16 protein-coding genes are annotated in these 20,352 nt (G+C 64.8%); 10 read left to right on the forward strand and 6 right to left on the reverse strand.

Annotated features, from left to right (window positions below; translation table 11 throughout):
* Positions 1-69 precede the first annotated feature (69 nt).
* Positions 70-1,869, reverse strand: coding sequence for an amidohydrolase family protein (locus BWQ93_RS15105; protein WP_198040401.1), 1,800 nt, complete (start codon positions 1,867-1,869; stop codon positions 70-72).
* A gap of 203 nt (positions 1,870-2,072) precedes the next feature.
* Between BWQ93_RS15105 and BWQ93_RS15110 the strand changes: the two genes are divergently transcribed.
* The 5 genes from BWQ93_RS15110 to BWQ93_RS15130 all read left to right on the forward strand — a co-directional run bounded on the left by BWQ93_RS15110 (position 2,073) and on the right by BWQ93_RS15130 (position 9,900).
* Entirely contained in the window at positions 2,073-3,359 is a 1,287-nt protein-coding gene (locus tag BWQ93_RS15110; protein ID WP_077031256.1) for a dicarboxylate/amino acid:cation symporter, read from the forward strand.
* A gap of 2 nt (positions 3,360-3,361) precedes the next feature.
* Positions 3,362-3,823, forward strand: a complete 462-nt coding sequence (locus tag BWQ93_RS15115) for a RidA family protein (protein ID WP_077031257.1) — start codon at positions 3,362-3,364, stop codon at positions 3,821-3,823.
* Positions 3,824-4,002: 179 nt separating this feature from the next.
* Positions 4,003-7,098 carry a TonB-dependent receptor plug domain-containing protein gene (locus BWQ93_RS15120; RefSeq protein ID WP_077031258.1) on the forward strand — a complete coding sequence of 1,032 codons (3,096 nt, stop codon included), beginning with the start codon at positions 4,003-4,005 and terminating at the stop codon, positions 7,096-7,098.
* A gap of 137 nt (positions 7,099-7,235) precedes the next feature.
* Positions 7,236-8,651: an amidohydrolase gene (locus BWQ93_RS15125; protein ID WP_077031259.1), complete on the forward strand. Its 1,416-nt coding sequence runs from the start codon at positions 7,236-7,238 to the stop codon at positions 8,649-8,651.
* A gap of 1 nt (position 8,652) precedes the next feature.
* Positions 8,653-9,900 carry an amidohydrolase family protein gene (locus BWQ93_RS15130; RefSeq protein WP_077031260.1) on the forward strand — a complete coding sequence of 416 codons (1,248 nt, stop codon included), beginning with the start codon at positions 8,653-8,655 and terminating at the stop codon, positions 9,898-9,900.
* A 22-nt stretch (positions 9,901-9,922) separates the two neighbouring features.
* Here the strand turns inward: BWQ93_RS15130 and BWQ93_RS15135 are convergent, their stop codons facing one another.
* Together BWQ93_RS15135 and BWQ93_RS15140 are read right to left on the reverse strand one after the other, a co-directional pair.
* Positions 9,923-10,402, reverse strand: coding sequence for an Lrp/AsnC family transcriptional regulator (locus BWQ93_RS15135; RefSeq protein ID WP_037512420.1), 480 nt, complete (start codon positions 10,400-10,402; stop codon positions 9,923-9,925).
* Positions 10,403-10,414: 12 nt separating this feature from the next.
* Positions 10,415-11,740, reverse strand: coding sequence for a dicarboxylate/amino acid:cation symporter (locus BWQ93_RS15140; RefSeq protein ID WP_077031261.1), 1,326 nt, complete (start codon positions 11,738-11,740; stop codon positions 10,415-10,417).
* A gap of 314 nt (positions 11,741-12,054) precedes the next feature.
* Between BWQ93_RS15140 and BWQ93_RS15145 the strand changes: the two genes are divergently transcribed.
* The 5 genes from BWQ93_RS15145 to BWQ93_RS20875 all read left to right on the forward strand — a co-directional run bounded on the left by BWQ93_RS15145 (position 12,055) and on the right by BWQ93_RS20875 (position 18,614).
* Positions 12,055-12,744, forward strand: a complete 690-nt coding sequence (locus tag BWQ93_RS15145) for an RNA polymerase sigma factor (RefSeq protein ID WP_053555670.1) — start codon at positions 12,055-12,057, stop codon at positions 12,742-12,744.
* A 14-nt stretch (positions 12,745-12,758) separates the two neighbouring features.
* The gene (metC, locus tag BWQ93_RS15150; RefSeq protein WP_083720932.1) at positions 12,759-13,964 is read left to right on the forward strand and encodes a cystathionine beta-lyase; all 1,206 of its coding nucleotides are present in this window, start codon (positions 12,759-12,761) and stop codon (positions 13,962-13,964) included.
* Positions 13,965-14,039: 75 nt separating this feature from the next.
* Positions 14,040-16,514 carry a TonB-dependent receptor plug domain-containing protein gene (locus BWQ93_RS15155; RefSeq protein WP_077031263.1) on the forward strand — a complete coding sequence of 825 codons (2,475 nt, stop codon included), beginning with the start codon at positions 14,040-14,042 and terminating at the stop codon, positions 16,512-16,514.
* Positions 16,515-16,541: 27 nt separating this feature from the next.
* Positions 16,542-18,032: an FG-GAP repeat domain-containing protein gene (locus BWQ93_RS15160; protein WP_067179773.1), complete on the forward strand. Its 1,491-nt coding sequence runs from the start codon at positions 16,542-16,544 to the stop codon at positions 18,030-18,032.
* A gap of 282 nt (positions 18,033-18,314) precedes the next feature.
* Positions 18,315-18,614: a hypothetical protein gene (locus tag BWQ93_RS20875; RefSeq protein ID WP_148650766.1), complete on the forward strand. Its 300-nt coding sequence runs from the start codon at positions 18,315-18,317 to the stop codon at positions 18,612-18,614.
* A 170-nt stretch (positions 18,615-18,784) separates the two neighbouring features.
* On the opposite strand, the gene BWQ93_RS15170 is transcribed toward BWQ93_RS20875, so the two are convergent.
* From BWQ93_RS15170 to BWQ93_RS15180, 3 genes are read right to left on the reverse strand one after another with little or no spacing between them, the layout of a single operon-like run.
* Positions 18,785-19,429: a DsbA family protein gene (locus BWQ93_RS15170; RefSeq protein WP_067179768.1), complete on the reverse strand. Its 645-nt coding sequence runs from the start codon at positions 19,427-19,429 to the stop codon at positions 18,785-18,787.
* The gene (locus BWQ93_RS15175; RefSeq protein ID WP_067179765.1) at positions 19,426-19,860 is read right to left on the reverse strand and encodes a disulfide bond formation protein B; all 435 of its coding nucleotides are present in this window, start codon (positions 19,858-19,860) and stop codon (positions 19,426-19,428) included. The genes BWQ93_RS15170 and BWQ93_RS15175 overlap by 4 nt, the downstream gene beginning before the upstream one ends.
* On the reverse strand, positions 19,857-20,342 hold the full coding sequence (locus tag BWQ93_RS15180; RefSeq protein ID WP_067179763.1) for an SRPBCC family protein: 486 nt from the start codon (positions 20,340-20,342) through the stop codon (positions 19,857-19,859). The genes BWQ93_RS15175 and BWQ93_RS15180 overlap by 4 nt, the downstream gene beginning before the upstream one ends.
* Positions 20,343-20,352 lie beyond the last annotated feature (10 nt).

Consider the following 20,352-nt stretch of genomic DNA (forward strand, 5'->3'; position numbering starts at 1 on the left):
AGTCTGACACGGATGGAGCAAGGATCGCTCGCTTTGCGGCAGACCGCCGTAAGCGGCGCCGCGCGGGAATCAGTAAAAGCGAAGATTGTCGATTTCGCCCCATGAACTTGCGCCCGCCTCGCGCTGGACGACGACACCGACCTGCACGAGATCGTCGCCGCGCCAGGACGGCGCATCGCCGCGGCGGGGGCGCGTCGCCACGAGCGCGGAGAAGGGCACGCGCAGCTCGGACCAGCCTTCCTTCGCTTCGATCGGCGCGGTGAATTCGCCTGCGAGCGTGTTGACCACGAGGAGATAGCGGCCGGCGCCGCGCATATCGAGCCGGACGCCTGCGAACTTGCGCGCATCGACCGGACGGACCGAACCACGGCTCAAGGGCACGAGGATGCCGCCCTCGGGCTTGTCCTTGAGCGACATCTGCACCGCGAAGGCAAGCGCCGAGCCGTCGCCGCCCGCGTGGGTCACGCGGTTGGTGACCACCGAGGAACGCTCGACGCCGCCATCCATGTCGGTGAGGCGGAGCGTGTCGAGCGAGCTCCGTCCATCGGCGCGTTCGAAATCGTCGATCAGCGCCTCAGCGGGCAACGCCGGGAGCGTCGTGGCGAGGTTGCCCGCGGGCAGCTTCACCCCGGCGCCATGGACGAGCTTGCCGTCGACGAAAACACGGTCGATCTTCTCGACATCGCCGATCGCTTCCCACGGCTTGCCGTCGATGAGCACAAGATCGGCGCGCTTGCCCTTCTCGATCGTGCCGCGGTCGGCCGAAAGTCCGAGCGCGAGCGCGCTATTCGACGTGCCCGCGAGCAGCGCCGCCTTCGGCGTGAGGCCAGCCGCAACGAGCAATTCCATTTCCTGGAGCGTCGAGACGCCGTGCTTCGCACCGCCGATCCCCGCGTCGGTCCCGACCGCGATCGTGACGCCGGCCGCGTGGAGATTGCGGACATTCTCTTCGGCGAAGCCATATTTGCGAATGCGCAGGCGCGTCGCGGCATCGTCCTTGCGCCCGGGGCCGATCTCGTCGGGCTTCAGCTGATAGATGGCGAGCGTCGGGGCGTAGAAGGTGCCCGCCTTCTTGATCCGGGCGATCGCGTCGGCATCGAGCACGCCGTCCTGGATGCTGTGCGCGATCACGTCGATGCCGGCGTCGGCGGCGAGCTTGCCGCGTTCGACGGTCACCGTATGAGTGAGCACGCGCTGGCCATGCTTGTGCGCCTCGTCGGCGAGTGCGGCGAGGGTCTCGACGTTCATCGAGGTTTCCTCGGGCAGCTGGCCGTAGCGCCAGCCGTCGGCGAAAGCCTTGATATAGTCGGGGCGATAGGGCTGGAGCGCCTGCACCTCGCGCCGCGCGCTCTCGGCGGTCGCGACCCATTTGGTGGTATTGGTGTCACCCCAGTCGGCGCCGTGGCCGCCCGGCGTGCTCATGCGCGCGACGAAGTTGACGTGCGGCGCGTAGATGTCGGCGAGCCAGGCGCGGCGCGGCGCGAAGGCTTCGGGCTGCTGGTGGAAGTCGTTCACGGTCGTCACGCCGCTCGAGAGGTAAGCGTTGGCGATTTGCGGCAGCGCGGCGGGCGAGCCCGACGGCGACCAGTGCGTATGGACGTCGATGAAGCCCGGGAGCAGCGCCTTGCCGTCGGCACGCACTATCTTCGCGCCCTTGGGAGCCTTGACGTCAGCTCCGACCGCATCGATCCGGCCACCCCGCACGACGACGGTGCCGCGATAGGGATCCTTGCCCGTGGCATCGAAGATCGTCGCGCCGGTGATCGCGACCAGCTCGCCGCCCGGTTCGGCGAGTACCGACTGGCTCGCCCAGCCAAGCCCGGCGGCGAGCGCCGTTCCCGCTACGATCATCTTCCGAAAACTGGCCACGCGCGTCTCCTCGATTGTCTGATTGTCGCCCTGCCCTGCTTTGACGCAGCGGCGGTAGATATCCCCACCAGCCTGTTCGGTCCGCGCCCGCCATGTCGCAACAATATGCGCTTGTCGACCGCATTGCTGCTGCGGAACCGCGCCGCACTTGCGTCTCTGCTTCCTGTACGCCCCGGCCGGGGCGAAGCCGGAACGGGACAGTCATGAACAGAGCTTTCGCCTTCATCCTCATCTTCGCCATGGTCGCCGGGATTGCGGCGGGCTGGTTCGTGAATTCGCATTACCCGGCCGCAAGAGCCGCCGAAATCGCCGACAATCTCTCGATCCTTACCGACCTCTTTCTGCGGCTCATCAAGATGATCATCGCGCCGCTCGTCTTCGCGACCCTCGTTGCTGGGATCGCGCATATGGAAGACGCCGCCGCGATCGGCCGCGTCGGCGCGAAGACGATGGGCTGGTTCATCGGGGCCTCGATCGTGTCGCTCTCGATCGGGCTCGTCATGGTCCACCTGCTCCAGCCGGGCGCGAGCCTCGCGCTCGACCTGCCGACAACCGGCGCTGAAGGCCTCGTCGCGACCGGCGACTTCTCGCTCAAGCAATTCGTCACCCACCTCATCCCGCAATCGATCGTCCAGGCGATGGCCGAGAACGAGATCCTCCAGATCGTCGTCTTCTCGGTCCTCGTCGGCTCGGCGGTGGCCGCCATCGACGACAAGGCTCCCGCCGTGCTCGCCCTCGTCGAGCAGGTCGCCGCGATCATGCTCAAGGTAACCGGCTTCGTGATGAAGACCGCCCCGGTCGCAATCTTCGCCGCGCTCGCCTCGACCGTCGCGACGCAGGGCCCCGGCGTCCTCGTGACCTATGCGGGCTTCGTCTCGGGCTTCTATCTCTCGCTCGGCGCGCTCTGGCTTGTGCTTTTCCTCGCCGCGCTCGCGATCATCGGCACGCGCGCCTTCGGACTGTTCCGCGGCATCCGCACTCCGGTGCTCCTCGCCTTTTCGACCGCCAGCTCGGAAGCCGCCTATCCGAAGACGATGGAGGAGCTCGAGAAGCAGGGCGTCAACCGCCGCATCGTCTCCTTCGTCCTGCCGCTGGGCTACAGCTTCAATCTCGACGGCTCGATGATGTATTGCACTTTCGCGGTGCTCTTCATCGCGCAGGCCTATGGCATTGACATGAGTATCGGCCAGCAGATCACGATGCTGCTCCTGCTCATGGTGACGTCGAAAGGCATGGCGGGCGTCCCGCGTGCCTCGCTCGTCGTGATCTCGGCGACACTCGCCTACTTCAAACTGCCCGAGGCCGGGCTGCTCCTGATCCTCGCGGTCGACCATCTGCTCGACATGGGCCGCTCGGCGACCAACGTCGTCGGCAATTCGGTCGCTGCCGCCGTCATCGACCACTGGGAAGGCCGCAGAATGGCGCGCGAAGCGGCTGCCGGCGAGCCCGTACCCACCGAACAACTACCCTCTCTCGCAACCAAGGAGTGAATATGTCTCGTATCGAAAGCCGTCTCGCCAGTCTCGGGATCGAACTGCCCCAGGTCTGCCCGCCCGTCGCCAACTATGTGTCGTCGACCCGGTCGGGCAACATCGTCCAGATCTCGGGCCAGCTCTCAACCCATGCCAGTGGCGGGATCAAGGGAACGGTCGGCGCCGACTGCAGCCTTGCCGACGGCATCATCGCCGCGCGGCTCTGCGCGATCAACCTCATCGCCCAGTTCAAGGCGGCTGCGGACGGCGACCTCGACCGCGTCGCACGCGTCCTCCGGCTCGGCGGCTATGTCCAGGCCGGCGCGGAATTCTACGAGATTCCGACGGTGATGAACGGCTGCTCGGACCTCATCGTCGATGTCTTCGGCGAAGCCGGAAAACATGCCCGCTCGGCGATCGGCGTTTACCGTCTGCCGTTCAACTTCGCGGTCGAGGTCGATGCGGTGATCGAGCTGGCCTGAACGGTGACAGGCGGCGGAAACTGGAAAATTTCGCTGTAGCGCAAAGGGTTGTAATTTTCTGCGCCAATGCTGATGGGGATATGTCGATAACTTGCGTCAAAGCGAGACGAGATGGAGGAAAAATCCATCCGCCGCACGGAGGACGACGCGCCGATCGGGTCGAAACAAGGGGACATGGCATGACGAACCGCACATATTCGAACTACCGCAAGCATATTCTCGCCGCAGCATCGCTGATCGGAATGATCGCCGCACAAACCGCGGCCGCCCAGGAACAGGCGGCGGAGACCCAGGCCGCGACCGAGCCGCAATCGGCTCCCCGCGGCGAAGAAATCGTCGTGACCGGCAGTCGCATCGCTGGCACCAAGATCACCGAAGCCTTGCCCGTGACCGTGGTCGGCGAGGACGAGATTGCGGCGACCGCTGCGGTGTCGGGCGACGAACTGTTGCGATCGATCCCGCAAATGAGCGACCAGTCGTTCAACAGCAGCAATGGTCAGACGAGCAGCAATTTCGCGCGCGGCGACGTCGGCTCCATCGACCTGCGCGGACTGGGAGTCGGCAACACGCTGGTCCTGCTCAACGGGCGCCGGCTTGTGCAGCACCCAAGCAGCCAGGCGAGCACGTCGCTGGCGCCGGTCATCACCTATAATAGCAACTCAATCCCGGTCTTCGGTATCCAGCGCGTCGAAGTACTCCGCGACGGCGCGGCAGCCCTCTATGGCACCGACGCGGTGGCGGGCGTGGTCAACACCATCCTTCGCGACAATGTGAACGGCGGCGGTTTGTCGGTCCAATATGGCGGAGCAGAGGGAACGGGGCTGCGCGAATTCAACGGCTCAGGTTATCTCGGCACCGACTTCGCCGAGAATCGCGGCAATATTTCGCTGCTGTTCAACTACACCAACCGCACGGCGCTGTCCTCACAGGACCAGGATTATACCGCGACATCCGATCACCGCTTCTTCGACGATTTCGCGGGGACAGTGTTCGCAGGCTCGAACAGCTTGGACGACACCAGCACTTTGTCCCAGTGGGGCAATTTCACCACCGGCGTTCGCGTACGCCGCGGAACGACCAATATCACGACCACGGGCGGGGTGTTTTCGATCCAGCCGACCGCAAATGGCGGCTGCTCGGCCGATCTGGGCGGCGGGATCTGTATCGATGATGCGACGCGTGCAACGACCGGCGCTGATCGCAACACGAGGTGGGACGCCCAAGCCAATTATCCGCTTTCGATTATTCCCCGGCTGGATCGTGTCAACGTGTTCGCGAACGGCCACTATGACCTCAGCGACAATCTGACCGTCTTCGGCGAGGCCGGCTATTATTATGCCAAGACGCGGAGCATCCAGGACAGCGTCTTCTCGATCGGTTCGATCCAGATGACGGTGCCGGCGTCCAACTACTGGAACCCCTTTGGCCCCGTTACCTTCGCCAATGGCACGTTAAACCCGAACCGCCTCGCGGGGATCGACGCGCCCGCCGCCGGCCTGCCGGTGACGATCACAAGCTATCGTTTTGTGGACATGGGACCAACCGTCGTCGATGTCACCAACCGCCAGTTCCGGGCATTGCTCGGGCTTCGCGGCGAGGCGCTCGGTTTCAATTGGGAGACGGCGGCGCTCTATTCGCAAGCAACGGTCCGCGATGTTCAGGATGGGATCAGCGCCACGCTTCTCCAGCAAAGTCTCGCGCTATCGACGCCCGATGCCTATAATCCGTTCAATGGCGGCAGCGCGACCAATCCGACCGGTCCTGACACGACACCTAGCAATCAGACCGCTCTCGACGCTATCGCGATCAAGACGGTTCGCGCGGGCAAATCTACGCTGGCGCAGTGGGATTTTCGGGCGTCGAAGGCCGATCTTCTGACGTTGCCCGCCGGCAACGTCGGCATGGCGCTTGGCTTTGAGCTGCGTCGCGATTCCTATCTCGACGACCGCGACGAGCGCGTCGATGGAACAATCACCTGGACAGACACGGTCACCGGAATTGTCCAACCATCCGATTTGTTCGGTGTCAGTCCAACCCCCGACACCAAGGGCTCGCGCACGGTTTTCGCTGCCTACTCCGAACTGGCCGTGCCACTGATCGCGCCCGAAATGAATGTTCCGCTCATTCGCAGCCTCGAGCTACAGCTGGCGGGCCGCTACGAGCATTATTCGGATTTCGGCAGCATCGCGAAACCCAAGGTGGCCGCCGCTTGGGACCTCTTCGATGGCTGGCGAATCCGCGGCTCGTGGGCGCAAGGCTTCCGCGCGCCGAACCTCGAGCAGACCAAGGCAACGATCATCACACGCGGCAATACGCGGACCGATTATATCCGCTGCGAGGCCGATTTGCGCGCGGGCCGCATCACCAGCTTCGACGCTTGCGCCCAAGGTTTTGTCACCACCGGACGGCGCGCGGGCAACCCCGACCTGAAGCCGGAAACCTCGACCACCTGGACGGTCGGTACTGTGCTCCAGCCGCCAGCCTTCAATACCGGCCGACTCCGCACCACCTTCACGGTGGACTATTGGCAGGTCAAGCAGAAGGGCATCGTCGGCGTATTCGGCGAAGGCAACGCGCTCATCAGCGATTATCTCCTCCGCCTTCAGGGGTCGAGCGATCCCACCGTGGTCCGCCTGGCGCCGACTGCCGACGATATCGCATTGTTCGCCGGGACTGGCATCGCACCGGTCGGTCGGGTGCAATATGTCGACGACCAGTATCGCAACCTGGAACCACAGACGGTGCGCGGGATCGATTTCGGGCTCAACGTCGGGCTTCGCGACACGGGAATCGGCGATTTCACCATGTCCGCCAACGCGGCCTATCTGCTCAAATATTTCCGCGACGTGTCCCCAGACATCCGGGTCCTGCTCGATGCGCGCGCGGCGGGCGACATCAACATCGACACGGTCATTCCGGAAGGCGGTAATCAGGTTCGCCGCGACGCTTTCCCAAAATGGCGCGGCTCGGCCTCGCTTACTTGGAAGCTTGGGCAATTCACGGCTGGCGGCTTTGTAAGCTACACCGGCAGCGTCATCGACAACGACATTTCGATCGGCGGAGAAAACCTGATCGTAAAGGCGTACACCACCGCGAGCCTGTATGTGCAGTATGACCTTAAAGGCGGGTTCACCGATGGAACCCAACTGCGTGTCGGAGTTCGCAACATTACCAATGCGCAACCGCCGATTGATTCGAGCGGCTTCGGCTACATGGGTTCGCTTCATTCGCCGATCCCGCGCTACTGGTACGTCAACGTCCGCAAGACTTTCTGACGCACCTCCCGTCCGGCCGTCGCGCACCCCCGGCGCGGCGGCCGGATTGCTGCCCATTCCATCCCTTCGCACAAGGTGATCCCGGCGTGACACGACATTTCTCCGACACCATCTCTCCGGCCCGCACCCCCCGCGCGGTGCGCGCCGCGCTTCTCGGCACCACGCTCGCCCTTCTCGCGGGCTGCGCCGCCGACGCCTCTTCGGCGCGTCCCGCCAGCACCCCGCCGCCGCCCGCGGAACCGGCGGCAGCGCCGGCGCCCGCACCGTTCGCGAGCACCTACCAACCGCGTCCCGCCGCCGACACGGCGATCGTCGGCGCCTCGATCCTGACCGGCACCGGCACCCGGATCGACAATGGCACCGTGCTGATGGCGGCAGGCAAGATCGTCGCGGTCGGCGCCGATGTCGCTGTTCCCTCAGGCGCGCGCGTCATTGACGGGCGCGGCAAGTGGGTCACTCCCGGCATCATCGACGCCCACTCGCACCTCGGCGTCTTCCCGGCGCCCGGCGTCCAGGGTCACGCCGACGGCAACGAAAATATCGATCCCTACACCGCGCATGTCTGGGCCGAGCATTCGATCTGGCCGCAGGACCCTGTATTCACGAAGGCCCGCGCCGGCGGCGTGACGAGCCTCCTCATTCTGCCGGGTTCGGCCAACCTCTTCGGCGGCCGCGGCGTCAGCGTGAAGAATGTGCCCGCGGTCACCGTCCAGCAGATGAAATTCCCTGGCGCGCCCTACACGCTGAAAATGGCATGCGGCGAGAATCCGAAAGGTCGCTACGGCAGCCGCGGCCGCGCCCCCGCCACGCGCATGGGCGAAGTCGCGGGCTTCCGCCGCGCCTGGATCGATGCCGCCGAATATGGCCGCAAGGTCGATGCCTATGAAAAGAAGCGCGCGCGCGGCGAAGGCGGCGAGGCGCCCAAGCGCGACCTCGGGCTCGAAACGCTCGCAGGCGTGCTGAAGGGCGACATCCTCGTTCAGAACCATTGCTACCGCGCCGACGAAATGGCGGTGATGCTCGATGTTGGCCACGAGTTCGGCTACAAGACGCGCGCCTTTCACCATGCGGTCGAGGCTTACAAGATCGCCGACCTGCTCGTCGCCGACGATGTCTGCGTCGCGACCTGGGCGACGCGCTGGGGCTTCAAGATGGAAGCCTATGACGCGATCGAGGAAAATGCCGCGATCCTGAGCAAGGCGGGCGTCTGCGTTGCGATCCACTCGGACGAGCAAAGGCTGATCCAGCGTCTCAACGTCGAAAGCGCGGTCGCTATAGCCGCCGGGCGCCGCGCGGGGATCGACATTCCGCAGGAGGAGGCGATCAAGTGGATCACCATCAACCCCGCGAAGATCATGGGCATTGCCGACAAGACCGGCTCGCTCGAGCCGGGCAAGATGGCCGACGTCGTACTGTGGAGCAAGAATCCCTTCAGCGTCTACGCCATCGCCGAGAAGGTCTTCATCGACGGCGCGCTCGTCCTCGACACGAGCGATCCCGCCACGCGCTACCGAAGCGATTTTGAAATCGGCCAACCGGTCGGGGAGGAATGAGATGCAACGACGGCTCCCAGTTTTCACAGGCCTCGCCCTGGCCCTCGCTGCGACCGCTTCACCGGTCGCAGCGCAGACCTTCGCGATCACCAACGCGCATCTTCTGACCCCCGGCCCCGTCGGCGAGGTCGAGAATGGCACGGTCCTCGTGCGCGAGGGGCGCATCGCCGCCGCCGGCGCCAATATCGCCGTCCCGTCGGGCGTGTGCACGATCGACGCCAAGGGCGCGACGGTCACTCCGGGGCTCATCGCGGTGAACACCGCGCTCGGCCTCCTCGAGGTCAGCTCGGTCGATGGTTCGGTCGACAACAAGACGCATAATTCGGGGATCAGCGCCTCGTTCGACGTCCAGTACGGGCTTAACCCGGCGTCGACGCTCATACCTATCGCGCGGCTCGGCGGCGTCACCCATGCGGTCGTGATGCCCGACTATGACGACAGCGACAAGGAACGCGAACTGCCATTCGCGGGCAAGGCCGCGCTGATCTCGCTCGGTGAGGGCGCGGCTATCCTCCATCGATCCGGGGTCGGCATGATGCTCGAGCTTGGCGAGGACGGCGCCGCGCGCATCGGCGGCTCGCGCGCTGCCGAATTCGTGCAGCTTCGCCAGATTTTCGATCTCGCGCGTCAGGCGCCGCGCGACGAATATCCGTTCGAGCTCTCGCAGGCCGATGTCGCGGCGCTGAAGCCCGTGCTCGCTGGCACGATGCCGCTGATCGTCGTCGTCCACCGCGCCGCCGACATCCAGCAGGTGCTGAAGCTGGCGCGCGACTACAAGCTCAAGATCATCCTGTCCGGCGCCGAGGAAGCCTGGCGCGTCGCCGACGAAATCGCGGCGGCGAAGGTCCCCGTGCTCATCAATCCGACCTCGAACATCCCCGCGAACTTCGACATGCTCGGTGCCTCGCTCCAGAACGCGTCGATCCTGAAGGCAGCGGGGGTCGAGATTGCGATCGGCGGCAACGACGCCGGCCACCGCGTCCGCGAGATGCGCTATAATGCCGGCCTCGCCGTATCGCGCGGGCTGCCCTATGCCGCAGGCATCGAGGCGCTCACGCTCGCACCCGCCCGCATCTTCGGCGTCGCCGACCAGATGGGTTCGATCGCACCCGGCAAGGCAGCCGACATCGTGATCTGGGACGGCGATCCGCTCGAGCCGCTCACCCAGCCGACCGCGATCTTCATCGCGGGCAAGGAACAGCCGCTGACGTCGCGCGCGACCGAACTCGGCAAGCGCTACGCGCGCTGACGCGCCGCGCCCGTACTGAAGGTCAGGACGGGCGCGCCGTGAGCGGCAGCGCGGTGGTGAACTTGATTTCTTCCATCGAGAAGGCCGAGCTTACATCGGTGAGCCGGATCGAACGGATGATGCGCCGATAGACCGCGTCATAGGCGGCCATGTTCTCGACCCTGAGCTTGAGCAGATAGTCGACGTCGCCGGTCATGCGGTAGAATTCGACGACCTCCGGAATATCGCGGATTGCCGAATTGAGCATCTCGAGCCAGGCTTCACTATGCTCGGAAGCGCGCAGGCTCACGAAGACCGTGAGGTCGAGGCCGAGCGCACTGGCGTCGAGGATCGTGACGCGCCGCGAGATCACCCCGCTTTCCTCGAGCCGCTTGATCCGCCGCCAGCAAGCATTCTGCGACATATTGGCCTTGGCGGCGACGGCCGCGACCGAGAGCGTCGCATCCTCCTGAAGAAATCCCAGAATCCGGACGTCGGCATCGTCGAGTGAAACGCGGGTCATGGTTTTCCTCCTTCAAACGTCTTGCGCGCCAACGAAAGAAGGCGCGGGTCGCGGCGAGGCGTCATCCTCGCCGCCTCCATATCCATCGGCGCCCTCACTGACGGCATCCGACGCCGGCCCCATCCGTGCGATCGCCGTCGTCGCAGCGACATCCATGGTCACATTGCCAACCGTCCGCACGAGATCGGGGATCATCTCGACCGCGATCAGCAGGGCGAGCGGCTCGATCGGAATACCCATCGCGACGCAGATTGGCGCGATCGAGGTCAGAAAGCTCACTTGTCCAGGCAGACTCACCGACCCGATCGTCGTGATCGCTGCCACCGCGGCGCCCGCCGCGATCGTGGACGGCGCGAGCGATATGCCAAGCCAGTGCGCGACATAGATGGCGACCGCGAGGTTCATCGCCGGGCTCGTAACGCGGAAGATCGCGACCGCGACCGGCAGCGACACGCGCGACACCGAGCGGTCGACCCCGAGATCGGTCGATGCCTTCAGCATCGGCGGCAAGGAGGCGAGCGACGACTGGGTGCTGAGCGCGACCGCCTGCGCGGGTGCGACCGCCTTCGCGAAGGCGAGAAGCCGCACGCGGCCACCGAATACCGCGACCGGATAGGCGAGCGCCCAGGCGGCAAGCCCGGCGCTCGACACGATCACGACATAATGGGCGAGCGCGCCGATCGCCGAGGTGCCGGCGCGCGCGCCAACCCCGAAGGCCAGCGCGAGCACGCCGATCGGCGCGAGCGCGAGCACCCAGCCGACGATGAGCAGCACCGCGCTCGCGATCGTGTCGAAGAAGGCGGTCACCGGCTCGCGCTGCACCGCGGGCAGCCGCGCCAGCGCGACCGCAAAGACCGCGGTGAAGAGGATGAGCGGAAGAAGCGCGTCGTTCGCGGCCGCGGCAAACGGATTGGTCGGTACGATCGAGCGGAGGAAGGCGGCAATCCCGACCGTTGGCGCCTCGACATGGGCCGATGTCGTAAGGCTCCCCGTGAGCGAGCGCGCGGCGTCGGCCGGCATCGGGAAGATACCGAGCAGCGCGGGAATGAGGAGCGCCGCCATCGCGGTCGAAATCCATAGCAGCGCAATGAACGTGACGACCGAGCGCATCGCGACGCGATCGCCGCGCGCGCTATCGACCGTCTTTGCGATCCCGGTGATCAGGAGCGAGACGACGAGCGGGATGATCGTCATTCTGAGTCCGTCGAGCCAGATACCGCCGATGCTGTCCGCAATCGTTACTGCATCGATGAGACCGGCGAGCCCGAGCCGCGTCCATCCCACGCCCAGCGCCAGTCCAGCGACCAGCGCCGACAAAATAAGCCAGGTTCTCGCCATGCGATCACTCCTCCTGCCTCCGATGCGGGAGGCCCCTTGGCTTTGACGCGCTACGAACCGAACACCCCATCGCCCAAAGCGCGATTCCGCGAGGAAGTTTTGCGGCCCCTCGCCAAATGTTGCAGTTCCGAGGCGACTCCGGGACAGATGATTCGACCGGACCGACGTTGTTCATGTAGGATTTCGATCATTTGATCGACCAAATACCGAACTATCAGTTCAAACATCCCAACATTCGCCAAATTCCTGCCAAAGTCGGTGATGAATTCACCCTAGCACTCATGTCATAAAATGTCGCCACAAGGGGACGCACGATGACATTCAGTGCCTATGGGGCCGAGTATGAGACTGAAAACGTCACGGCCGGCGATGGCTGGCAGACGTTCGAACTTATCGCTCCACCTCCGGAAAAGCCGCCGGCCACTCCCGCTTTGCCGTCCGACAACGCCGCGCCCGATCTTGTCGAAGCTTTCTGGCCGCACCTCCCGCTACTCAGGAAATATCTCCGCCGCCGCGTCCCGGTCGCCGACCTCGACGACATTCTCCAGGACGTTCTCCTCAGCATCATTCGCCGCGCCGACGCCGCCGCGGTCGCCCATCCCAAATGTTATCTCTTCCAGGCCGCGCAGGCCGCGCTCATCGATCGCCATCGCCGCCAGACGACGCGCCGCAGCGACTGCCATTGCCAGCTCGACGAACCTGACCATCCGGTCGACGAGATGTCGCCGCTGCGCATCCTGCTTGCCAAGGATGAGGTCCGCGCTGTCGAGACCATGCTCAGCCAGCTTCCCGAGCGGACGCAGGAAATCCTCGTCGCGATCCGTGTCGAGGGGTCGAGCCTGAAGAGCCTCGCGAACCGCTACAACATCTCGACGAGCGCCATCGAAAAACATGTGACCAAGGCCGCCAAGGCGCTCTCGGTCGTCCGCCGCAGCGATCTCGTCGCGGCACATCGCAACGGCGTGTCGCCGCAGCGGCAGAAACTCCTCTCCAATTCCATCTGAGAAAGAAAATATAGATGACGCTTTGCAGTATGGTTCACGAGCAGACGCGGCTCATCCACGGCGATACCCCGTGCGACGCGCTCCAGCGGACGCCCGGTCCGCCGATCCAGCGCGGCTCGACCGTTCTCCTGCCCAGCTGTGAGGCGCTCTACGACGGCGGCAAGGTCACCTACGGCCGCGTCGGCCTCTCGACCCAGCGCACGCTGCGCGATGCCCTGCGCGATCTCGAGAATGCCGATGAAGCCTTCATCTATCCCTCGGGCCTCACCGCGATCACCGGCACGCTGCTCGCGCTGCTCTCCGCCGGCGACGAAGTTCTCGCCTGCGACACCGTCTATAATCCGACCCGGCGTTTCCTTGCCGGCACACTCGCGCGCTACGGCGTCACCGCGCGCTACTTCGATCCCGCCGACGATGCCGAAGCCATCCGCGCGATGATAACGCCGAAGACCCGTGTGATCTTTCTCGAATCCCCCGGTTCGCTGAGCTTCGAAATGCAGGACATCCCGGCGATCGCCGCAATGGCGAAGGAAGCCGGGATCATGACCGTGATCGACAATACCTGGTCGGCCGGCGTCCTCTTCAAGCCGCTCGATCACGGCGTCGACGTGAGCATCCAGTCGCTCACCAAATATGTCTGCGGCCATTCGGACGTGTTCATGGGGCTCGCCGCGACGAAGGGCCATGCCGCCGAACTGCTCGCGGCGTCGAGCTACGAGACGGGCTGGGCGGTATCGCCCGACGACGCCTATATGGCGATCCGCGGTCTGCGGACGCTCCATACCCGTCTCGCGCAGCATGGCGCCGCCGCGCTTCAGGTCGCCAAATGGCTCGAGGCGCAGCCCGAAGTCCATTCGGTGATGTGCCCCGCGCTGCCGAGCGATCCGGGTCATGCGATCTGGAAGCGCGATTTCACGGGCACCTGCGGCCTGATCGGCGCGGTACTCCAGCCCGCGCCCGAAACGGCTGTCGCCGCGATGGTCGAGCAGCTCAAGCTTTTCGGTCTCGGTTTCAGCTGGGGCGGCTATGAGAGCCTCGCCATTCCCGTCGACCCGCAGCTCAAGGCCCGGACCCACAAGCTCAGCTATCCCGGCCCCTTGCTAAGATTGCACATCGGGCTCGAAAGGGTGGATGACCTCATCGCGGATTTGCGGCAAGGGCTCGACACCCTTTCGCAGGACACCGCAGCGCCACCGCGCAAGTTGAGGGCCGCAGGATAAGCGCCGAAACAAGCGGAAAACAAAAAAATCGCAGGTTCACCGGGGGAACGATTTTCCGTATTCAGGAGCAAGACCATGCAAAAATATACGAGACTGCTGGTGGGGGCGTCCTGCGTCGCCGCCGCCATCTCCATGCCTGCCTTCGCGCAGGATGCCCCGGCCGACGACGCCGGTGAAACGGCCTCCCAGTCCGAAATCATCGTCACCGGCACCCGCGGCCAAGCTCGTACCGTCATTTCGAGCCCGACCCCGATCGACGTGATCGGCGGCGAAGAGCTTGAAAAGCTCGGCGGCGGCATGCAGCTGCGCGACGCGCTGACGCAGCTCGTGCCGTCCTTCCAGTCGACGACCGTGGGCAGCTCGTCGTTCAACAGCCTGACGCGCCCCGCGGGCCTTCGCGGCCTTTCGGGCGTCCATGTCCTCGTGCTGGTCAACGGCAAGCGCCGTCACAACAGCTCGATCATCGACTTCAACTCGGGCGCGACGTCGCAGGGCGGCAACCCGGTCGATCTCGACCTCATTCCGTCGAGCGCGATCGAGCGCATCGAAGTGCTGCGCGACGGTGCCTCGGCGCAATATGGCTCGGATGCGATCGCGGGTGTGATCAACGTCATCCTGAAGACCAATGACTCGGGCGGCAAGGCAGCCCTCGAGGCGGGCCAGCGCTATGGTCGCGACGGCAGCGGCAGCGATGGCGAAACCATCTCAGGCAGCGTCTCGCACGGCTTCGCGCTCGGCGACGGCGGTTCGTTCACACTGTCGGTCGAAGGCAAGAAGGCCAATGCCGCCGTGCGCAACACCGACGTAACCGGGGCGCTTTATTTCCCGCTCGCCGGCGGTGTACCCGATCCGCGCGAACTCACCGCCAATCGCCGCACCTATCAAGGCGGCCTCCCCGACGTGAAGGACGTCAAGGTCGCGCAAACGCTCGTCCTGCCGCTCGGCAACGTCACCTTCTATTCGGATGGCACCTTCGGCTATCGCGACGCGCGCGTCGGCCAGGCCGGCCGCCGCCCGAACAGCAACCAGAACATCATCCAGATCTATCCCGACGGCTTCACGCCTTACTACACGCTGCAGGAAACCGACTTCCAATTCACCGGCGGCCTTCGCGGCGAGACTGCGGGCTGGAACATCGATCTCAGCAGCACCTATGGCCGCAACTATGCCAAGAATGGCGCCGAAAATACGCTCAACGCGTCGCTCGGCCCGTCGAGCCCGACCGAGTTCAAGACCTTCAGCTCGGCGTTCGACCAGTGGACGAACAATCTCGACCTGACGCGTCGTATCGAGTTCGACGGCGAGACGGCACTCCAGGTCTCGCTCGGCGCCGAGTATCGCTACGAGAATTACGTCACCAAGCCGCTCGACGTCGAAAGCTACCGGGCCGGGGGCTATTTCTATCCGACCGGTCCGCTCGCCGGACGCCCGGCACAGGTCGGTGCACAGGGCGCGATCGTCGTTACCCCCGAGGATGCGGCGAACATCAACCGCAACATCTGGGCGGGTTATGTCGATCTCGCGCTGGACGTCAGCCCCCGCTTCCTCGTCACCGCGGCGGGGCGCTTCGAGCATTTCGACGACAGCTCGGGCAGCGTCTTCAGCGGCAAGGTGAGCGCACGCTATGAGCTGACCGACTGGCTCGCACTGCGAGGTGCGTTCAGCAACGGCTTCCGCGCCCCCTCGCTGGCGCAGCAGGACTTCGCGCAGACCTCGACGTCGATCAATCTTGTCGGCGGCGTCTATATCCCGGTGCTCACCAAGATCGTGAAGACCAACTCGGCGGTCGCGCAGGCGCTCGGTGCGCAGCCACTCAAGCCGGAGAAGTCGAAGAACTACAGCCTCGGCTTCACGCTGACGCCGGCGTCGGGTCTCTCGCTCTCGGTCGATGCCTATCAGATCGATCTCGACGACCGCATCACCCTCACCGGCCTGTTGTCGGGCACGGGGATCCGGAACATCCTGATCGCAAACGGCTTCTCGGGTGACCAGTCGGTGCGCTTCTTCACCAACGCCGTCGACACGCGCACGCGCGGCGTCGATGTCGTGGGCACCTATGCGTTCGACGTCGGCAGTGCCGGACGCCTGCGCACGAGCGTCGGCTTCAACTATAATGACACCGACATCAGGAAGATCGCAGCCAACCCGAGCGAACTCGCGGGCCTCGGCCTGACCCTGTTCGACCGGCGCACCCAGGGCTGGTTCACCTCGACTCCGAAGACCAAGCTGATCCTCGGCGCCAACTTCGAATCCGGTCCCTTCACGATTAACGTCAAGGAAACGCGCTACGACAAATTCAAGTCGCTCGATAATCTCGTCGGCGGCCTTCCCGTCAACGACCAGAGCTTCGGCGCCAAGTGGATCACCGATCTCGAGGTCTCCTACGGCGTGACCGAGAAGTTTCGGGTCGCCGCGGGCGCCTATAATATTTTCGACGTCTATCCCGACCGCACGACCGTCGCCAACACCATCGGGCTCGCCCCCTATGGCGCCGGACCGTTCGGTCAATATGGCGGCTATTATTATGGCCGGATTTCGCTCGATTTCTGATCCCCACCATCCTCAGGAGTCCGCATCATGCGCGATGAACTGATGCGGATCCTGTCCTGGGCCGTCCTGTCGACCGGCATTGCCGGCGGCGGGACGGCCGGGACGGCCGGTCCCGCCTTCACACCCGTCCAGACCGCCGATTTCGCCATTCCCGGCTCGCTCTCCAACAGCTGGGCAGATTTCGACCGCGATGGCGACCTCGACCTCGCCGTGTCGATCAAGACTGGCGAGATTCGCCTCTACCGCAACGATCGCGGAACCCTCACCAACATCGGTGCCGCCATGGGCCTTCCCGTCTCCGGCGCCGAGATGCGCGGTCTGTCATGGGGCGACTATGACGGCGATGGTTGGTTCGATCTCTATGCCGGCGCCACCAAGGCAACCGAAGCCAACCTTCTGTTCCGCAATGAGAGCGGCCGCCGCTTCGTCCGCCAAGACCTCACCCCCGTCGCTCCCGGCCGCTCGGCGCGCCAATCGAGCTGGGTCGATTTCGACAATGACGGCGACCTCGATCTCTTCGCCTCGAACCGCTCGGGTCCGAACGCGCTGTTCCGTCAGGACGCGGGCCGTTTCGTGCGCGTCGACGCCGAACAGGCAGGCGACGACGCGCGGCCGACCGTGGGTGCCTGCTGGTTCGATTACGACCGCGATGGCGATCTCGATCTCTTCCTTGCCAACCAGGCCGGCGCAACCGACGCGTTGTGGCGCAACGACGGCGGGCGCTTCGTCGACGTCGCTCCCGCGCTCGGTATGGACCGCCCCGGACGTCTGGCCGAAGATGGCAGCGTCGGCTGCGCGGTTGGCGACTTTGACAATGACGGCGAACTCGACTTGTTCGTCGCGAGCTACGGCGTCAACAGCCTCTACCGCAACAAGGGCGACGGCAACTTCGAGAATGTCGCGCCGCAGCTCGGTCTCGCGGAGGATAATCATGCCGTCGGCGCCGCTTGGGGCGATTTCGACAATGACGGCTGGCTCGATCTCTTCGTCGCCGCCTACACCGGCAAGTCGGGCGCGCAGCAGCCCGCGAACCGCCTCTACCGCAACCTCGGCGGCAAGGGCTTCGAAAACATCCTGCCCGCCGGCTCCGCGCTCGATGTCGCGGACCACGGCGTCCAGTGGATCGACTATGACCGCGACGGCGCGCTCGATCTCTCGGTGACACGCGGATACACCGCGACCGGCGGCCATTTCCTCTTCCATAACGATCTGGACAAGCAAACCGCCCGCCGCAGCCTTTCCGTGCGCGTACTCGACAAGGCCGGGCGCTTCACCCGCCTGGGCGCCGAGGTGCGGCTCTACGACGCCGTAGGCAAGATCATCGCGACGCGTCAGGTTTCGACCGGCGAGGGCTATAATTCGCAAGGAACGCAGCCGCTTCACTTCGGCCTCGCCTCCATGACACCGGTGACCGTCGAAGTCACTTTCATGGACGAGGCCGGTCGCAAGACACGGCGTCTCGAGCATGTCCGCCCGGAGCGCTATGCCGGGACCGAACTCATGATCCGTGAGCGGTAGCCCCGGCGGGCGATGCGGCTTTAATCCGGTTGCCCGAATGGGCTCCATGAACTGTGACCGCGTATGAACGGCCCTGCGCTGGCAAACGGTTTCGAAGGTCAGCACGGCCTGCTGGTTGGCGCAGCCTTACGCCTGCCTTTGAAGCGGCTCTGCTATCGTCGCCGACGATGCTCTCCTTGGCTTTGCGCACCAAGGCAAGGTTGTTGTCGATCAGAGAGGTCGCTCTACCTGACGCGGAGACGACATTCGCCGCGCCTAGCCTCGCCAGTGACGGCCCCGGTGATGATGATGCTGTCGCCTCTTCTGGTAGCGCCGTTCGTATCGATCGCGCCGCTCGTCCCGATGAGCATTGCCGCGATAACGGGAATCGTAGGAACGATAGCCCCGGTCGTGGTCATAAGTGGGGACGCTGTGCCGAGCGGGCCGGTAATCGCGGTCATGTCCGCGCGGAGCATCATGGCTGCCACTCCAGCCGCCACGATCACCATGATGTTGAGCCATTGCGGTGCCCGGTATCGCAAATGCGAGCAGCGCCGCCGCGAACTGCACGAATTTTCGCATGTCTGTCTCTCCTTTTTATGACCTGCAAACTCCCCCTTCGTCATTGAACGCACTGTGAATATCGCGCCCGAACACGAGCCGGTGGATCACTCGGGCCAGTGCTGCGGCAGGACGAGTTGCTGGCGCGGCTCGCTTACCCCGTCCAAGGGACACCCCGCTCCCGGCAGAAGAGCCAAGCGCGGGGCGCCGGCTCATTGCCCCATCGCCGCGACCACGGACTGAACCTTCGCCTCGACCTGTTCGGGGCTGGGCTGCACAAGCATCTCGCCATTGACGAAGAAGGTTGGGGTGCCGCGGACACCGACTGCTCGCGCGTCGGCGATGTCCTGCTCCATCCAGGCCATCGCATCGGCGGTCGGCATCGCGCGCGCCTTCGCGACGTTGAGGCCGGCCTTCTCGGCGGCAGCCCAGGCGCCGTCCATCTTGCCGTCATGCCAGTCGGGCTGCGCCTCGAGCAGCGCGGCCGTCACCGGCTCGAGCTTGCCCTGCACGCGCGCGGCTTCGAGGATCACGATCGCCTCGGCCGAGCCGGGATGAAGCGGCAGGTAGCGCATCACGAGACGCACATCCTTGGGATATTTGGCAACGATGCCCTTCACCGTCGGATAGAAGGCGCGGCAGGCCTCGCACGAGGGGTCGAAGAATTCGACGATGGTGACGGGCGCATTCTTGGGGCCGATAATTGGCGAGTGCGGACGAATGAGGCTGTCGACGGGCCCTGCCACGACCTTTTTCGTGGGTTCGCCCTCGGCGGTTCCGCTGTAGAGTATCGCGCCGCCGGTGAAGGCGAGGGCCGAGAAGACAAGCGTGGCAACGACACCGATACGTCTGTTCATGATTTCAGTCTCCTTTGGAAAGTCAGCAAGAGGGTGAGGATCGAAGCGAAGGCGGCGAGCGACAGCAGGGGCAGCGGCACCCCTCCGATCGCCATGCTCTCGCCCGAGCAGGACGGGCCGCCGGTGCAGGGGACGATCGGGGCCGGAATGACGCCGACGTAGAGCAGGCTATGATAGAGGGCGATGAGGCCGCCTCCCGCTGCCAGCGCCAGCCCGTAAGGCACAACGGCGCGGTCCGACTTGAAGGCGGCGATGCCGAGAATGATCGCAAGCGGGAACATGAAGGCGCGCTGAAACCAGCAGAGGTCGCACGGCGCCTGGCCCATGACCTCGCCGACAAAGAGAACGGCGAGGCTCGACAGGAGCGCAATCGCCCATGCCGCGCCGAGCGGCCGCCATTTATGAGGCGCGAGAAGCGGAAAGCTCGTTATCGCCGGCCACCTTTGAACTTGGGCTTCGGTCGGCGCGGCAGGGATTGCGGCTTGCTGTATTTGGACTTGAGATAGCTGAGCAGGATGCCGTCGATCGACGCGAGCATCCTTTGAAAGCTCGTCTTAATGCCGGGAAGCCGGAGCCAGGCAAAGGGTCCGCGGCAGCGATAGCGATGGAGGAATTTGGTACCTTCCGGCGTCCGGGTCAGGATATAGCTCTCCTCGAACTGGAGGATGAAGCTCGGCTTGACGTCGAGTATCAGCTCCTCCCCGGGACGCGCGGAAAGGACCGTCGCAGACACTTCGAGAAACTTGGGCTTGTGCGGATCCATGCGCATCGAATAGCGGATCGCGATCGGATCCTCGGCCAATCGCTCGATGCGGACATAGGGATTCCATATCCGGTGGTTCTCGAAGTCGCCGAGGACCGCCCATATCTGTTCCGGACTATAGGGGAGGTCATGCTCCCGCTCGAACTCCATCAGCTTAACT

The organism is Sphingopyxis sp. QXT-31 (genome assembly GCF_001984035.1).
GTDB lineage: Bacteria > Pseudomonadota > Alphaproteobacteria > Sphingomonadales > Sphingomonadaceae > Sphingopyxis.

Bases quoted from the DNA above. Each gene is read 5' to 3' on its own strand.
- BWQ93_RS15145 (WP_053555670.1), top strand. From the start codon at position 12,055: ATGACATTCAGTGCCTATGGGGCCGAGTATGAGACTGAAAACGTCACG.
- BWQ93_RS15130 (WP_077031260.1), top strand. From the start codon at position 8,653: ATGCAACGACGGCTCCCAGTTTTCACAGGCCTCGCCCTGGCCCTCGCT.
- BWQ93_RS15115 (WP_077031257.1), top strand. From the start codon at position 3,362: ATGTCTCGTATCGAAAGCCGTCTCGCCAGTCTCGGGATCGAACTGCCC.
- BWQ93_RS15170 (WP_067179768.1), bottom strand. From the start codon at position 19,429: ATGAACAGACGTATCGGTGTCGTTGCCACGCTTGTCTTCTCGGCCCTC.
- BWQ93_RS20875 (WP_148650766.1), top strand. From the start codon at position 18,315: ATGATGATGCTGTCGCCTCTTCTGGTAGCGCCGTTCGTATCGATCGCG.
- BWQ93_RS15160 (WP_067179773.1), top strand. From the start codon at position 16,542: ATGCGCGATGAACTGATGCGGATCCTGTCCTGGGCCGTCCTGTCGACC.
- BWQ93_RS15155 (WP_077031263.1), top strand. From the start codon at position 14,040: ATGCAAAAATATACGAGACTGCTGGTGGGGGCGTCCTGCGTCGCCGCC.
- BWQ93_RS15180 (WP_067179763.1), bottom strand. From the start codon at position 20,342: ATGGAGTTCGAGCGGGAGCATGACCTCCCCTATAGTCCGGAACAGATA.
- BWQ93_RS15135 (WP_037512420.1), bottom strand. From the start codon at position 10,402: ATGACCCGCGTTTCACTCGACGATGCCGACGTCCGGATTCTGGGATTT.
- metC (WP_083720932.1), top strand. From the start codon at position 12,759: ATGACGCTTTGCAGTATGGTTCACGAGCAGACGCGGCTCATCCACGGC.
- BWQ93_RS15140 (WP_077031261.1), bottom strand. From the start codon at position 11,740: ATGGCGAGAACCTGGCTTATTTTGTCGGCGCTGGTCGCTGGACTGGCG.
- BWQ93_RS15120 (WP_077031258.1), top strand. From the start codon at position 4,003: ATGACGAACCGCACATATTCGAACTACCGCAAGCATATTCTCGCCGCA.
- BWQ93_RS15110 (WP_077031256.1), top strand. From the start codon at position 2,073: ATGAACAGAGCTTTCGCCTTCATCCTCATCTTCGCCATGGTCGCCGGG.